The 14,237-nt window shown below is 72.1% G+C and carries 13 protein-coding genes, 1 tRNA gene and 1 pseudogene; 5 read left to right on the forward strand and 10 right to left on the reverse strand.

Going from position 1 to position 14,237, the window contains the following annotated elements; genetic code table 11:
* The first annotated feature begins 167 nt into the window (after positions 1-167).
* The 5 genes from IEY20_RS11335 (at position 168) to IEY20_RS11355 (ending at position 4,180) form a co-directional block, all read left to right on the forward strand.
* Entirely contained in the window at positions 168-791 is a 624-nt protein-coding gene (locus IEY20_RS11335) for a TetR/AcrR family transcriptional regulator (RefSeq protein ID WP_175329417.1), read from the forward strand.
* A 67-nt stretch (positions 792-858) separates the two neighbouring features.
* Positions 859-934, forward strand: a tRNA-Thr gene (locus tag IEY20_RS11340).
* Positions 935-1,007: 73 nt separating this feature from the next.
* On the forward strand, positions 1,008-2,021 hold the full coding sequence (locus IEY20_RS11345; RefSeq protein ID WP_175329416.1) for a Gfo/Idh/MocA family protein: 1,014 nt from the start codon (positions 1,008-1,010) through the stop codon (positions 2,019-2,021).
* A gap of 11 nt (positions 2,022-2,032) precedes the next feature.
* A complete protein-coding gene (gene dacB / locus IEY20_RS11350) occupies positions 2,033-3,535 on the forward strand; it encodes a D-alanyl-D-alanine carboxypeptidase/D-alanyl-D-alanine endopeptidase (RefSeq protein WP_188889145.1) in 1,503 nt (500 codons plus the stop codon).
* A 24-nt stretch (positions 3,536-3,559) separates the two neighbouring features.
* A complete protein-coding gene (locus tag IEY20_RS11355) occupies positions 3,560-4,180 on the forward strand; it encodes an isochorismatase family protein (RefSeq protein ID WP_022904955.1) in 621 nt (206 codons plus the stop codon).
* A 23-nt stretch (positions 4,181-4,203) separates the two neighbouring features.
* Here IEY20_RS11355 and IEY20_RS11360 read toward each other — a convergent pair whose 3' ends face one another.
* The 10 genes and pseudogenes from IEY20_RS11360 to IEY20_RS11405 form a co-directional block, all read right to left on the reverse strand.
* Positions 4,204-6,042, reverse strand: a complete 1,839-nt coding sequence (locus IEY20_RS11360; RefSeq protein ID WP_175329414.1) for an ABC transporter ATP-binding protein — start codon at positions 6,040-6,042, stop codon at positions 4,204-4,206.
* A 7-nt stretch (positions 6,043-6,049) separates the two neighbouring features.
* On the reverse strand, positions 6,050-6,265 hold the full coding sequence (locus IEY20_RS11365) for a hypothetical protein (RefSeq protein WP_022904957.1): 216 nt from the start codon (positions 6,263-6,265) through the stop codon (positions 6,050-6,052).
* 402 nt (positions 6,266-6,667) lie between these two features.
* Positions 6,668-8,113: an MFS transporter gene (locus tag IEY20_RS11370; protein WP_022904958.1), complete on the reverse strand. Its 1,446-nt coding sequence runs from the start codon at positions 8,111-8,113 to the stop codon at positions 6,668-6,670.
* A 278-nt stretch (positions 8,114-8,391) separates the two neighbouring features.
* Positions 8,392-9,015 (reverse strand): annotated as a pseudogene (ribA, locus tag IEY20_RS11375) (GTP cyclohydrolase II); the annotation flags it as partial.
* 29 nt (positions 9,016-9,044) lie between these two features.
* Entirely contained in the window at positions 9,045-10,079 is a 1,035-nt protein-coding gene (gene ribD, locus IEY20_RS11380; RefSeq protein ID WP_175329546.1) for a bifunctional diaminohydroxyphosphoribosylaminopyrimidine deaminase/5-amino-6-(5-phosphoribosylamino)uracil reductase RibD, read from the reverse strand.
* 90 nt (positions 10,080-10,169) lie between these two features.
* The gene (locus IEY20_RS11385; RefSeq protein WP_308424196.1) at positions 10,170-10,793 is read right to left on the reverse strand and encodes a GNAT family N-acetyltransferase; all 624 of its coding nucleotides are present in this window, start codon (positions 10,791-10,793) and stop codon (positions 10,170-10,172) included.
* Positions 10,750-11,760, reverse strand: a complete 1,011-nt coding sequence (trpS, locus tag IEY20_RS11390) for a tryptophan--tRNA ligase (RefSeq protein ID WP_022904962.1) — start codon at positions 11,758-11,760, stop codon at positions 10,750-10,752. The genes IEY20_RS11385 and trpS overlap by 44 nt, the downstream gene beginning before the upstream one ends.
* Positions 11,761-11,794: 34 nt before the next feature.
* Positions 11,795-12,637, reverse strand: coding sequence for an exodeoxyribonuclease III (locus IEY20_RS11395; protein ID WP_031274417.1), 843 nt, complete (start codon positions 12,635-12,637; stop codon positions 11,795-11,797).
* A 281-nt stretch (positions 12,638-12,918) separates the two neighbouring features.
* Entirely contained in the window at positions 12,919-13,191 is a 273-nt protein-coding gene (locus tag IEY20_RS11400; RefSeq protein WP_022904964.1) for an HPr family phosphocarrier protein, read from the reverse strand.
* 72 nt (positions 13,192-13,263) lie between these two features.
* Positions 13,264-14,034 carry a DeoR/GlpR family DNA-binding transcription regulator gene (locus tag IEY20_RS11405; protein ID WP_175329411.1) on the reverse strand — a complete coding sequence of 257 codons (771 nt, stop codon included), beginning with the start codon at positions 14,032-14,034 and terminating at the stop codon, positions 13,264-13,266.
* Between the last annotated feature and the right edge of the window lie 203 nt (positions 14,035-14,237).

Below are 14,237 nucleotides of genomic sequence, written 5' to 3' on the forward strand. Positions count from 1 at the left end.
TCGTGGCACAAGGAACGACCGCCGAGCGCGACCCGGCCCGACCGCCGAGCGCGATCCGCCCCACGACCCCGACCCGCGCCTCCCGTCCGCCCGTCCCGAAGACGCCAGGAGACGCGCCTGACGCAACCCACAGCCTCCCGTCCGACCGCGCGTGGGAGAATCGCGGCATGTCCGACGCAGCCCCCGGCCTGCGCGAGCGGAAGCGCCTCGCCACCCGACTCGCGATCCAGCAGGCCGCCCTGCGCATCGCCGTCGAGGACGGCCTCGCCGCCGTGACCGTGGACGAGATCTCCCGCCGCGCCGACGTCTCACCGCGCACGTTCTTCAACTACTTCCCGAGCAAGGAGCAGGCGCTCCTCGGCGACGACCCGACCCTGCCGGACGACGCGACGCTCGCCGAGTTCGTGGCGGGCGGCCCGTCCGGCGACCTCCTGCGCGACCTCGGGAGCCTCCTGGTGCACTCGACGCAGGCCCTGATCGACGAGCGCGGCCTCATCGCCGAGCGGCAGGAGGTCCTGCGGGAGAACCCGGAGCTCTTCTCGCGGCGCATGGCGTCGATGAAGGAGTTCCAGCACGAGATCGAGTCGGCCGTGTCCCGGCGGCTCGAGGACGGCGAGCCGGACCCCGACGCGCGCCGGCGACAGGCGCGGCTGGCCTCGATCGTCGCGCTCGGGGCGCTGCGGCACGCGTGGTGGGAGTGGTCCGAGCAGGGCGGCGACGTGCACCTGGTCGACGAGCTCGAGCGCTCCTTCGCGGACCTCGGCGTGCTGGTTTCGCGTTCGCTCGTCTGAACCTGTATAGTCATTGCTCGTGCCGCTCCGGCAACGGAGCGTGCGACGCTCCGGCAACGGGGCGTCCGCCGCCTTAGCTCAGTCGGTAGAGCGATTCACTCGTAATGAATAGGTCGTCGGTTCGATTCCGACAGGCGGCTCCACGGAACCCCCTCCGATCCCCGGATCGGAGGGGGTTCTGCCGTTCGTGCACGAGTGTCCTGGTAGACAGGCACCATGACGGTTCGCTGGGGAGTCCTGGGTACGGGTGGCATCGCGCGGTCCTTCGTCGGAGACTGCACGGCGGTCGGCGTGGAGTTCGTGGCGGTCGGCAGTCGGACGCCCGACTCCGCGCAGGCCTTCGCCGCGGAGTTCGGCATCGCGCGGGCCCACGGCTCGTACGAGGACCTGGTCGCGGACCCGGACGTCGACGCGGTCTACGTCGCGACACCGCACTCCCGGCACGCCGCCGACGCGCTGCTGGCGATCGAGCACGGCAAGCACGTCCTCGTCGAGAAGGCCTTCACCATCACCGCCGCCGAGGCACGCGCGGTCGCCGATGCGGCACGCAGGGCGGACGTGGCGGCGATGGAGGCGATGTGGACGCGGTTCCTGCCGCAGATGGCGATGATCCGCGAGGTCCTCGCCGAGGGACGGATCGGCCGACCGCGGCTCGTCGAGGCGACGCACCACCAGGCGCTGCCGTCGGACCCGCGGCACCGGCTGAACGACCCGGCGCTGGGTGGCGGGGCCCTGCTCGACCCCGGGATCTACCCGGTGTCGTTCGCGGTCGACGTCCTCGGGCTTCCCGAGTCGGTCGTGGCGTCGGGGACCCTGAGCGAGCAGGGCGTCGACACGCAGGTGGGCATCGTGATGAACCACGCCGGCGGCACGCAGTCGACGGTGCACTTCGCGCTCGACCTCCGCAGCCCGAACACGGCCTCGATCATCGGTGAGGACGGCCGCATCGACCTCGACGACACCTGGTACACGCCGACGACGTGGCGCATCCGGGACCGCGACGGCGCGGTGGTCGAGGAGTTCGACGGTCGCGAGGAGCGCGCCGGCTACGGCCACGAGGCCCGCGCCTTCGAGACGATGATCGAGACGGGGACGCACGAGGGCGGTCCGATGGACCTGGAGGAGTCGGTCGGGATCATGGCGCTCCTCGACGAGGTGCGGCGCCAGGTGGGTGTCCGCTACGCCGCGGACGGCGACGACGGCCTGGAGGCTCCTCCCGCAGTTCCGTAGGATCGGTCGCGATGTCCGATCAGCAGCCGCAGCACACGACCATCGCGGACCGCGTCCGCCGCTCCGTCGACGCGGTCCGGGCCGCCGTCGCCCGCCGTCCCGTCCCGTGGATCGCAGAGGGCTTGGTCGGGGTGCTCGTGCTCGGTTCCGGCGGCGCCGTCGCCGTCGCCGCCGCGACGATGCCCGACCAGCCGACCCCGACGCGCACCGCCTCCGCGGCGGCGCCGTCCGCCACGTCCACTCGCTCCGCGCCGGCGACGCGGACGCCGAGCCCGACCGCGACCGCGACGGGCCGAGCGGTGCCGGAGGACCCGGACGGGCCCTCGGCCCTCCGCGCGTGCACGATCGACCAGGCGGCCGGTGCCGCCGGGCTCGGGTCGTTCGAGGGCGCGGTCATCGACGCGGGGACCGGCAAGGTGCTCTACTCGCACGCCGGCGACCAGCCCAAGCAGACCGGCAGCGTCATGAAGACCCTCACGAGCGCGACCGCCCTGGCCGTCCTCGGGGGCGACCAGCGGATCCCGACGACGGTGACGCAGGAGTCGGCCGGGACGATCGCGCTGGTCGGGCACGGCGACGCGACGCTCTCCGCCGGTGGCGCGACGGTCTACCCGGGCGCACCCACCCTCGCGCAGCTCGCCCAGCAGGTGAAGGCGAAGCTCGGCGACAGCCCGGTGTCGACGATCGTCACGGACGACACCTACTGGAACGACGCGGACGCCTGGGACCCGACATGGCCCGTGTCCGAGCGGACGATCGGCTACCAGCCGATGGTGACCGCACTCATGGTCGACGGCGATCGGGCGAACCCGGGTGCGGCGACCTCACCCCGGTCGACCGACCCCGTCGGTCGCGCGGGAGCGGCGTTCCGGACGGCCCTCGCGAGCGCAGGCGTCGCCGGTGCCGCGAACGCCCAGATCGTCAAGCGCGCCACGACCTCGACCGACACGATCGCCACGGTGTCGTCGCAGCCGGTGTCGACGCTCATCGGCCAGATGATCCCGAACTCCGACAACACGCTCGCGGAGATGCTCGCGCGGATCTCGTCGAAGGAGTCCGGGGCGAACGGCTCCGCCGCGTCGTTGACCGGCGTGTACCAGGCAGCGCTGCGCTCGTACGGCGTCGACCCGTCCGGCATCGTCATCAAGGACGGGTCGGGCGAGAGTGCGGCCAACGCGGTGTCGCCCGAGTTCGTCGCCCAGCTCATGGTCCAGGTGCAGGCCGGTGCGAAGGGCCTCGGCACGCTGTCGAACGCCCTGCCGGTCGCCGGCGTCTCCGGCACGCTGGCCAGCCGTTTCACGGGCGCGAACGCCGTCGCACGCGGCAAGGTCCACGCGAAGACCGGCTGGATCGACAGCGCCAACACCCTCGGCGGCTGGATGGACGCGGCCGACGGCACCCGGTTGACGTTCGCGTTCTACGCCATCGGGTCGTCGCGGGCGGCCGCGCTGCCGGCGCTCGACGCGGTGACCGCCGCGACCTACTCGTGCGGGGGCAAGCTCTCCGGTTCCTGACGCACCCTGGTGTTGGATGGACGCATGGCCAGGGCATTGCTCGTCGTCGACGTCCAGAACGACTTCACCGAGGGCGGTGCACTCGGCGTGAGCGGCGGTGACGCCGTCGCGCAGCGGATCTCCGTGTTCCTCGGGCAGCACGCGGGGGAGTACGACCTCATCGTCGGCTCCCGCGACTGGCACCACGGCGACGACGACAACGGCGGCCACTTCGCCGGCGCGCAGGGGCCCGACTTCGTGGACACCTGGCCGGTCCACTGCGTCCAGGACACCCCCGGCGCGGACTACCACCCGGCGTTCGACACCGGCTCCGTCGACGTCCACGTCTACAAGGGCCAGGGCGCACCCGCCTACTCGGCCTTCGAGGGGCGGACCGCCGACGGCGTCCCGCTCGGCGAGGTCTTCGAGCAGCGCGACGTCCGCGAGGTCGACATCGTCGGCATCGCCACCGACCACTGCGTCCGCGCCAGTGCCCTCGACGCGCTCGCCGGCGGGGCCGCCGTCACCGTGTACGAGGACCTCGTCGTCGGGGTCGACCCCGCTCGCAGCGCCGCCGCGCTCGACGAAGTGCGGGCAGCCGGCGGGCTCGTCGACCACAGCGACACCGACGAGGGCCTGCACCGTCCGGGTGGCGCGCGCCTCTAGCCCGAGCCCGTCCCGGGGGCGTCTCAGACGAGCAACTGGTGCTTCGCCAGGTCGCGGTACAGCGGGGTGGACTCGACGAGCTCGGAGTGCGTCCCGACCCCGACGACCCGCCCGTGCTCGAGCACGACGATCACGTCCGAGTCGACCACGGTGGACAGCCGGTGCGCGATCACGAGGAGCGTGCGGTCCTCTGCGACCGCGTCGATCGCGAGCCGCATCTTCTGCTCGTTCACCCCGTCGAGCGACGATGTCGACTCGTCCAGGAGCAGGATCGGCGGTGCGGCGAGCAGGGCGCGCGCGATCGCGAGCCGCTGGCGCTCCCCGCCGGAGAGCATCACGCCGTCCTCGCCGACCTGGGCGTCGAGGCCGCGCGGGTCGCGGTGGAGGACCTCGCCGAGGTTCACCGCCTCGAGCACGCGCACGCAGTCCTGCTCCGTGGCGTCCGGCGACCCGAGGAGCAGGTTCGCCCGGATGGTGCCGGCGAGCACGGGGGCGTCCTGCTCGACGTAGCCGATCTGGGCCCGGAGGTCGGCGCGGTCGAGCCCGCGGACGTCGACGCCACCGAGGCGGATCACGCCGTCGGTCGGGTCGTAGAACCGCTCGATGAGGGCCAGGGTCGTCGACTTGCCGGCGCCCGAGGGGCCCACGAGGGCGACCCGCGAGCCGCGGGGGACCCGGAAGGAGACGTCGTGCAGCACCACGTCGTCGACGGCGGTGGCGTCGACGGGGCGATCCGTGCCTCCAGGCCGGTCCGTCGCCCCGTCGGGTCCGGACGCCTGCGCCGGGGCCGTGTACCGGAACGACACGTGCTCGAAGGTGATCGCGTCGTCGCTCGGGACCGCGGCGGCGACGCGGACGGCAAGGTCGTCCTGGTCCTCCGTCGGCAGGTGCAGGATCTCCTCGATGCGGCCGAGCGCGCCGAGCGCCTGCGCGACGGCGACCGCGGCGCCCATGGCCTGCCCGAGCGGCATGATCATCATGAACAGCAACAGGATGAAGGTGATGAGCGTGGCGATCGTGATCGTCCCGGCGGCGACCTGTGCCCCACCGACACCGAGCACGGCGATGAACGCGACCTGCATGACGATGCTCGCGACCGGGACCGCGAACGCGGACATCTTGGCGATGTCGAGGCCGCGGCGGTAGGCCTCGGTCGCGTGGCCGTCGACCTCGCGGACCTCGCGCTCGGTGGCGCCGGCGGCGCGGATGGTGCGCACGGCGCCGATGCCGCGCTCGACGGCTGCAGTGAGGTCGCCGACCTTCTCCTGCGCCCGCTTCGACGCGATGCGGATGCGACGGCTGAGCCCGCCGACGACGACGATCGCGACGAGCACGATGACCACGACGATCACGAGCAGCACCGGGTCGATGACCGCCATGGCAACGATGGCGCCGATGAACGTGAGGGAGCCGCCGATCGACTCGATGAGGCCCTGCGTGAGCACGGCCCGCAGCAGCGTCGTGTCGCTGCCCACACGGGAGACGAGGTCGCCGGTGCGACGGGTGTCGAACTCGGAGATCGGCAGGTTGAGGATGCGGGCGATGAGCTTGCGGCGGGTGGAGAGCACGACGCCCTCGCCGGCGCGCTGCAGCAGGAAGTGCTGCACACCGTTCAGGAGCCCGGCCACGATGACGAGCCCGACGAGCAGCCACACGAGCGTGCTCAGGGTACGGCCGCCCTGCACGGCGGTGATGACCTGGTTGACCAGGAGCGGCTGGGCGAGCGAGGCACCGGCGCCGAGGACGCTCAGCACGATGATGACGACCATCGCGGGCTTGTTCTCGAACAGGTAGTGCAGCAGCCGACCGAAGCTGGCTCGGGGACCGTCGGTCTTCTTGGGGCGGGCGAAGGGGAAGCTCATCGTGGTCCTAGTCTCTGCCGTACTTCTTGTGCACTGCCTGTCGGCTGACGCCGAGGAGCGTCGCGATCTCCTGCCACGAGGCGCCGGCGTTCCGGGCGCGGCGGGCGGCGAGTTCCTCGGTGCGGTCGAGGGCCTTGCGGAGCTCCCGGACCGAGGCGAGTGCGGCGAACGGGTCGTCGCCGTCGGCGCCGGAGGCCAGGGTGGTGATGGTCGGCCGGTCCATGGTGTCAACCTACATTGACGGGCGGAGTGGTGTCAACGTGGGTTGACGTGGGTGCGGAGTCGGCGGTCGGGTGTCGGGGCGCGCCTCGCATGGCGTCGTTGCCGGACGACTCCGTCGTCGTCGTGCGACAACGGCGTTGTCGTCCGTTGCGGACGAGGACTTCCGAGGCCCGCGCGGGACGACGCTGCCGCTGTCGTACGACGACGGCCCGGTCGTGCGACAGCGGCAGCGACGAACCACGCGTCGATCGACGGGTGCGTCGTCGGAACGCGCGCGTTGTCCCGACCCCGCGGATCCCGGCCGACCCCGCCACGCCGGCCGACCCCGCACCACACGACGGACGGGAGGCGCGGTGCCCGCTGGCACCGCGCCTCCCGTCCGTGACGTGCGCACCCGGGTGCGTTACGGGGCGAGGCTCCCCGAGGAACGCACGTGGCCGTCGCCCACCGACGCGTCGGCGGCGAGGCCGAGCACGCGCTCGGCCTCGGCGTCACCGAAGTCGGCGTGCTTGGTCTCCTTGACGAAGAGCAGGGCGACGAGCGTCACCACGGCGGCGATCGTGAGGTACAGCCCGACGAGGAAGATGTTCCCGTCGGCCTTCCACAGGGCGAGCGCCACGGTCGGCGCGAGCGACGCCCCGAGAATCGAAGCCACGTTGTACGCCACGGCGGAGCCCGTGTACCGGACGTTCGTCGGGAAGAGTTCCGGCAGCAGCGCGCCCATCGGGCCGAAGGTGAGGCCCATGAGCGACAGCCCGACGACCAGGAACGTGACCACCGTGACCGGCCCGGTGGACGCGGCGAACCAGAACTGGAACGTCAGCCCGAAGAGCGCGATGCCGAGCGTGGTCCACAGGAGCGTGGACCGGCGGCCGAACCGGTCGGCGAGGAAGCCCGCGACCGGGGTGAGGATGCCGAAGAACACGACGCCGATCATGAGCAGCGTGAGGAACTCGCCCCGCGGGTAGCCGAGACCGATCTTCGGGACGCCCGAGCTCGCGGTCGTGCCGTAGCTCAACGTGAAGGTGGTCATGAAGTAGAAGAGCACGTAGGTCGCGACCATGCCGAACGTGCCGACGATGAGCGGCCGCCACGAGGTCCGGAAGACCCGGGCGAGCGGGACCTTCGCGACCGAGCCGGACTCCTGGACGCCGCGGAACACCGTCGACTCGACGAGCCTGAAGCGGACGTAGAGCCCGACGACCACCAGGACCGCGGACAGCAGGAACGGGATGCGCCAGCCCCACGCCTGGAAGTCCGGGTTCACCGAGCCGTCGGCGCCGGCGGGCATCGCGGCGTTGATCGCGATGAAGAGTCCGTTCGCGAGCAGGAAGCCGATCGGTGCGCCGAGCTGGGGGAGGGAGCCGAAGACGCCGCGCTTGCCCTTCGGTGCGTTCTCGGTCGCGAGCAGCGCCGCGCCGGACCACTCGCCACCGAGGCCGATGCCCTGTGCGAACCGCATCACGGCGAGCAGCACTGGGGCCCAGACGCCGATCGAGTCGAACGTCGGCAGGCACCCGATGAGGAACGTCGCCGTGCCCATGACGAGCAGGGAGGCGACGAGCGTGGCCTTCCGGCCGATGCGGTCGCCGAAGTGGCCGAAGATGATCGACCCGACCGGACGGGCGAAGAACGCGAGCGCGAAGGTCACGAACGACGACAGCTGCGAGGCCGTCGGGTCCGCGTCCGGGAAGAACAGCGTCGGGAAGACGAGGACGGCGGCGGTCGCGTAGACGTAGAAGTCGTAGAACTCGATCGAGGTCCCGACGAGGCTGGCGATGACCACGCGGGAGCGCGGGTTGCCTGCCGGGGTCGGGGTGGTCGTGCTGGGTGCCGGTGCGGCTGACATGCGTGTGTGAGGACTCCGAGGGGAGCACCCGGTCGGGTGCGGCGGTGTTCCGGACGGCGGACACCGGTCGGTTCGCGCAGGTGGCGCGGCGCCGATCGGGTGCGTTCGGTGGGTGGTGGACCGCTCGTGACGGGGCTCACAGCCTACGACACATGTCGCTTTCCTGCGAATCCGCAGAGAACGACACCGCCGGGAGGCACGGTGCACGTCGGTCGTGCCCCGCGCCTCCCGGCGGGAGGTCGCGTCGGGATGCCGCCAGCTGCGCTGGCGGCGCCGGGTCAGCTCGCGGCGCCGGCCTCCAGGTGGGCGGGGAGCTGGTGGCCCATCCGGTCGCGCTTGGTGTCGAGGTAGCCGGCGTTCTGCGCGGAGATGCCGACCACGAGCGGTACGAGGGACTCGACGGCGATGCCGTGCTCCTCGAGCTGGCGGCGCTTCTCCGGGTTGTTCGACAGTAGCCGGACGCTCGTGATGCCGAGGTCGGCGAGGATGCCCGCGGCGCCGCCGTACTCGCGCGAGTCGGCCGGCAGCCCGAGGGCGAGGTTGGCGTCGAGCGTGTCGAGGCCGTCCTCCTGCAGACGGTAGGCCTTGAGCTTGTTGGCGAGGCCGATGCCCCGTCCCTCCTGCCCGCGGAGGTACACCACGACCCCGCCCTCGGCTGCGATCGTGTCGAGCGCGGCGTCGAGCTGCGGGCCGCACTCGCACTTCAGCGAGCCGAACGCCTCGCCCGTGAGGCACTCCGAGTGCACGCGGACGAGCGCGCCGTCGGCCGGGGCGGAGCCGTCGGGCAGGGGAGCGATGATCGCCACGTGCTCGGCGCTGGTGACGAGGTCGCGGTAGGCGCGCATCTCGAACGTTCCGTGCGTGGTCGGGACGTTCGTGGACACTTCGAACTGGACCGGGCTCCCGGGGACGGGGGAGGTGAGTGCGTCGGTCATCGTGTGCTCCGGTCGTTCTGGGCTGCCGCTCCAGGGTGCGCGGCGCCGTGAGGCCGTGCCCGGACCAGGAGGTCCGGACCCAGACTGGTGGTCGATGTTACGTCCAACCGCAGGCGGTCGGTCATGCTGCCCACGCCGAGGTCGTCGACCGCGACACGGGGTCCGCCGAGCAGCACGGGGGCGACGTAGACGAGGTACTCGTCGACGAGGCCGGCCGCGATGAGCGCGGAGGTCAGGGTGGGGCCGCCCTCGACGAACACGGAGTGCACCCCGTGGCCGCGCAGGGCGGCGAGGGACGCCGCGAGGTCGTGACCCGGCAGGGTCACCAGGCCGCGCGGGTGCCGGCGCAGCGCGGCGCCGTCCGGCACCGGGCGGTCGCCGAACACGACCGGCAGGGGCTGGTCGGCGAGCAGCTCACCGGCGTCGCCGCGCGCCGTGAGCGAGGGGTCGTCGGCGAGGACGGTCCCGGTGCCGACGAGGATCGCGTCGTGGGCAGCGCGTTGCTCGTGCACGTGCTGGCGTGCCGCTGCGCCGGTGATCCACTGGCTGGTGCCGTCCGCCGCCGCTGCACGGCCGTCCAGGCTCGAGGCCCACTTCGCGGTCACCCAGGGGCGCCCGAGCCGGATGCTGAGGAGCCAGCGCTCGAGGAAGGCCTCGGCCTCGGACGCGAGCACGCCCGACACGACCTCGACCCCGGCGGCCCGGAGTCGATCGGCGCCGCCGTGCACGTGCGCTCCCGGGTCGTCGATCGCGTACACGACTCGGCCGATGCCCGCTTCGATGAGGGCGAGCGCGCACGGACCGGTGCGCCCGGTGTGGTTGCACGGTTCGAGGGTCACGACGGCGGTGGCGCCGCGGAGCAGTGCCGGGTCCACCTTCGCCATCGCGTCGACCTCGGCGTGCGGGGTGCCAGCGCCCTTGTGCCAGCCCTCGGCGAGGACCGTGCCGTCCGGTGCGAGGACCACCGCACCGACCCGGGCGTGGTCGCCGACGGCCGGGCCGAGGGCGGCGATCTCGAGGCCGCGGCGCATCGCCCGGACCTCGGCCGGGGTCGCGGTTCCGGAGGGGGTGCTGGTCACGCTTCGACACTACCGACGAGAAGTCGGTGACACGTCATCGAACTACACGCTGTGGGCGAACGACGCTGTGGGCCACGACAGGTCGGATGCCGGCGCACCGTCGGCGCGGCGCCGCGCGTGCCAGGCCGGGGTCGGGCCGCCGTCACGACCGGGGTTCGCCGCGGGGCCGCTCCCCGTGAACGCGAAGCCAGCCGCTCGGGCCACCGCTGCCGAAGCGAGGTTGCCCTCGTAGCACTCCCACGCGACGTCGGGAGCGCCCTGCTCGAACGCCCACGTCACGACGAGCTCGAGCGCGTCGTGCATGAGCCCGAGACCGCGCGCGGACGGTGCGAGCCAGAACCCGACGTCGCGGCGCTCGGTCCGGTACCCGATCACGCCCTCGAGCAGCGACGACCCGGCACGGCGGATCGCCCACGTGTACTCCCGGTCCGACGCCCATCCGGGCCCCACCAGGGCGTCCACGAACGACCGGGCGTGCTCCGGGCCGTACGGCATCGGGACCGTCGTCCACCGTGCGACGTCCGGGTCCTGGCACCCCGCGACGATCGCCGCCGTGTCTCGGCGTGTGGGCACGTCGAGACGCACCCGCACGGACTCGAGGACGACGGGGAGCACGGCGTGCCTAGCCGCGGGAGCGCGGGACGAAGCCGATGCGGTCGTACACACGGGCGAGGGTCTCGCGGGCGATCGACTCGGCGCGGTCGGCTCCGACGGCGAGCAGCCGGTCCAGCTCGGCCGGGTCGTCGAGCAGCTCGAGGGTGCGGGCACGCACGGGCTCGAGCTCGGCGACGACCGCGTCGGCGACGTCAGCCTTGAGGTCGCCGTACCCCTTTCCCTGGAAGGACGCCTCGAGCTCGGCGACCGGGGTGCCCGAGAACGCCGACAGGATCGTCAGCAGGTTCGTCACGCCGGGCTTCGCCTGACGGTCCGCTCGGATCTCGCGCTCCGTGTCGGTGACCGCCGAGCGGATCTTCTTCGCGGTCCGCTTCGGGTCGTCGAGGAGGCGGATGAGGCCGTTGTCGGACGCCGCCGACTTGCTCATCTTGCTCGTCGGGTCCTGCAGGTCGTAGATGCGCGCGGTGTCGGTCAGGATCCGTGCTTCCGGCACGACGAACGTGTCACCGAAGCGGGAGTTGAACCGACCGGCGAGGTCGCGCGTCAGTTCGACGTGCTGCCGCTGGTCGTCACCGACCGGGACGACCTTCGTGTCGTACAGCAGGATGTCGGCGGCCATCAGGATCGGGTAGGTGAAGAGCCCGACGGACGCGGCGTCCGTGCCCTGCCGCGCCGACTTGTCCTTGAACTGGGTCATCCGGCTCGCCTCGCCGAACCCGGTGAGGGTGTTGAGCACCCAGGCGAGTTCCGCGTGCGCCGGCACCTGCGACTGCACGAAGAGCGTCGCCTTCGACGGGTCGATGCCGGAGGCGATGTACTGGGCGGCGGTCGCGCGCGTGTTCGCGCGGAGCTCGGCGGGGTCCTGCGCGGTGGTGATCGCGTGCATGTCGACGACGCAGTAGATCGCGTCGAAGTCGTCGAGGAGCGTCCGCCACTGCATGAGCGCACCGATGTAGTTGCCGAGGTGGAGCGATCCGGCCGAGGGCTGGATGCCGGAGAAGATGCGGGTCGTGGCCATGCTGGTGTCCTGTTGCGCTGGAGCGGTGGGGGGATCAGATCTCGTAGTCGACGACCACGGGGGCGTGGTCGGACCATCGCTGGTCGTAGGCGGCAGCGCGGTCGACCGTGTAGTGCGAGACCTTCTCGGCGAGTTCGGGGGTGGCGACGTGGTAGTCGATGCGCCAGCCGGAGTCGTTGTCGAACGCCTGGCCGCGCCACGACCACCAGGTGTAGGGACCGTCGACGTCACCGGCCTGGGCACGGCCGACGTCGACCCAGCCGAGGCCGGGGCCGGTGGAGCCGTCGGCTCCTTCGACCGGCTCGCCCTCGGCGCCGAAGAACCGCGAGAAGTAGGCGCGCTCGCGGGGGAGGAACCCTGCCCGCTTCACGTTGCCCTTCCAGTTCTTGATGTCGCGCTCGTCGTGGCCGACGTTGAGGTCGCCCACGACGACCGCGAGCGGGTTGTGCTGCCGCAGCTCGGGCAGGCGCGCGGTCATCGCGTCGAGGAACTTCCACTTCTCGTCCTGCTTCGGGGTGTCGACCTCGCCCGAGTGGACGTACGTCGACACGACCGTGACCGTGGTGCCGCCGATCTCGTAGTCGGCCTCGAGCCAGCGACCGGCGGAGTCGAACTCCGCAGGCCCGAGCTCCACCCGGTGGATCTGCGCACGGTGCCGGCTCGCGATGGCGACGCCCGCGCGACCCTTCGCGCTCGCCGGGTCGTGGACGACGTCCCACTCGTCGCCGAGCAGCCCGGCGAGGTCGTCGCTCGAGGCGCGGACCTCCTGCAGGGCGAGGACGTCGACGTCACGCGTGGCGAGCCAGTCGCCCATGCCCTTCCGGAACGCGGCACGGACGCCGTTCACGTTGACGGATGCGAGGCGCAGGCGTGTCATGCCGTCCAGCCTATCGGCGGGTGCCGACACCCCCGCGCCGCCCCGCGCCGGGCTGCTGACGGCGCTCGTCCCGGCGGCCCGGACTCGGTCGCAGGACGTGCCGCTCACCTTCTCCCGGCCCGACCCGTTCTGCGATCGGCGTGGCGGGCCCGCGGCGTGTCGTGCGACCGATCCGGGCGCTGGTCGCGACGGCGACCCACGGACGGACGGGAGGCACGGTGCCAGCCGGCACCGTGCCTCCCGTCCGTTCGTGGGTCACGTCGAGGACGTGACCGGCGCGATCAGGCCGCGTCGTGGTCCGTCTGCAGGAACTCGACGAGGTCGTCGGCGGTCTTCTCGGCGTCGTCGCCGGACACCGTGAGGGTGACCTCGTCGCCGTTCTCGATGCCGAGGCCGAGGAGCGCGAGGATGCTGCCGGCGTTGCCGGACTTGTCGCCCTTCGCGATCGTGACCTGGTGGCCGGACGCCGTCACGGTCTGGACGAACAGGGACGCGGGGCGGGCGTGCAGCCCGGACGCGCTGGCGACGGTGACGGTGCGGGTGGCTTCGGACATCGAATGGACTCCTGTCGATGGGTGGTGGCGCTCATGGTAGCGAGCGTCGGGTGGGGCTGGTCCGGGCCCCGGTCAGGAACGACCGGGCCAGAACACCTCGGTGCCGGCTGCTTCGACCTCGCGGACGAGGTCGGCGTTGACACCGGGGGCGGTGATGATCGTGTCGATCGCGGCGAGCGGGGCGACCCGGCCGAACTCCTCACGACCGAACTTCGTGTGGTCGGCGAGCAGGATGCTCCGCCGGGCCGACTTGATCATGGCGGACTTGACGGCGGCCTCCGCCATGTTGTGCGTCGTGAGGCCGCGCTCGGGCGTGATCCCGTTGATGCTGATGAAGGCGACGTCGACGCTCACCATGCCGATGAGCTGGTGCGTCCACGTGCCGACGCCCGCGAGGGAGTCGCTGCGGATGTTCCCGCCGAGCAGGTGCAGGTCGAGCCCCTGCCGGTTCGCGACCGCCATGGCGACGGGCAGCGAGTGCGTGACGACGGTCAGGCCACGGTCGGCGGGGAGCATCTCTGCGAGGCAGATCGTCGAGGTGCCGGCGTCGATCATGATCGAGCCGTTCTCGGGCAGCTCCTCGAGCGCGGCCTGGGCGATCACCATCTTCTCGGCCTGGTTGATCCCGCCGCGGTCGCCGACCCCCGGGTGGAGCGTGATGCGCTCGACCGGGATCGCGCCGCCGTGGGCGCGTCGCACCAGCCCACGCCGCTCCAAGGAGGTGAGGTCGCGGCGGATGGTCTCGGGGGTGACCTCGAGGAGTTCGGCGAGGTCCTTCACGTCGACCCGGCCCTGGGCTCGGGCCTGTTCCACGATGCGCTGGTGGCGCTCGGGTGCGTACATCGGGGGCCTCGTCGTCTCGTGGTCGTGCTGGTGGGGCTGGGGTGGTGCTCGTGCCCTTGCGCGGGGGATCGGGCCGGAACGGACACGGTCGGGCGCATCTCGGCCGTCGATGCCCGACTCGTTCTGGACACCAGACGCAAACGGGCATCTGTTTCTGCATTTTTATCCCCGGATGTGTTTGTTTGTCAACGAGGATCGATGTA

Source organism: Curtobacterium luteum (genome assembly GCF_014646995.1).
Classification (GTDB): Bacteria; Actinomycetota; Actinomycetes; order Actinomycetales; family Microbacteriaceae; genus Curtobacterium; species Curtobacterium luteum.

What these genes read in the sequence shown, in the direction of transcription:
- trpS (WP_022904962.1), bottom strand. Translation starts at nt 11,760, where the DNA reads ATGGCCACGACCCGCATCTTCTCCGGCATCCAGCCCTCGGCCGGATCG.
- IEY20_RS11355 (WP_022904955.1), top strand. Translation starts at nt 3,560, where the DNA reads ATGGCCAGGGCATTGCTCGTCGTCGACGTCCAGAACGACTTCACCGAG.
- IEY20_RS11405 (WP_175329411.1), bottom strand. Translation starts at nt 14,034, where the DNA reads ATGTACGCACCCGAGCGCCACCAGCGCATCGTGGAACAGGCCCGAGCC.
- IEY20_RS11335 (WP_175329417.1), top strand. Translation starts at nt 168, where the DNA reads ATGTCCGACGCAGCCCCCGGCCTGCGCGAGCGGAAGCGCCTCGCCACC.
- IEY20_RS11370 (WP_022904958.1), bottom strand. Translation starts at nt 8,113, where the DNA reads ATGTCAGCCGCACCGGCACCCAGCACGACCACCCCGACCCCGGCAGGC.
- IEY20_RS11400 (WP_022904964.1), bottom strand. Translation starts at nt 13,191, where the DNA reads ATGTCCGAAGCCACCCGCACCGTCACCGTCGCCAGCGCGTCCGGGCTG.
- dacB (WP_188889145.1), top strand. Translation starts at nt 2,033, where the DNA reads ATGTCCGATCAGCAGCCGCAGCACACGACCATCGCGGACCGCGTCCGC.
- IEY20_RS11345 (WP_175329416.1), top strand. Translation starts at nt 1,008, where the DNA reads ATGACGGTTCGCTGGGGAGTCCTGGGTACGGGTGGCATCGCGCGGTCC.
- ribD (WP_175329546.1), bottom strand. Translation starts at nt 10,079, where the DNA reads ATGCGCCGCGGCCTCGAGATCGCCGCCCTCGGCCCGGCCGTCGGCGAC.
- IEY20_RS11395 (WP_031274417.1), bottom strand. Translation starts at nt 12,637, where the DNA reads ATGACACGCCTGCGCCTCGCATCCGTCAACGTGAACGGCGTCCGTGCC.
- IEY20_RS11365 (WP_022904957.1), bottom strand. Translation starts at nt 6,265, where the DNA reads ATGGACCGGCCGACCATCACCACCCTGGCCTCCGGCGCCGACGGCGAC.
- IEY20_RS11360 (WP_175329414.1), bottom strand. Translation starts at nt 6,042, where the DNA reads ATGAGCTTCCCCTTCGCCCGCCCCAAGAAGACCGACGGTCCCCGAGCC.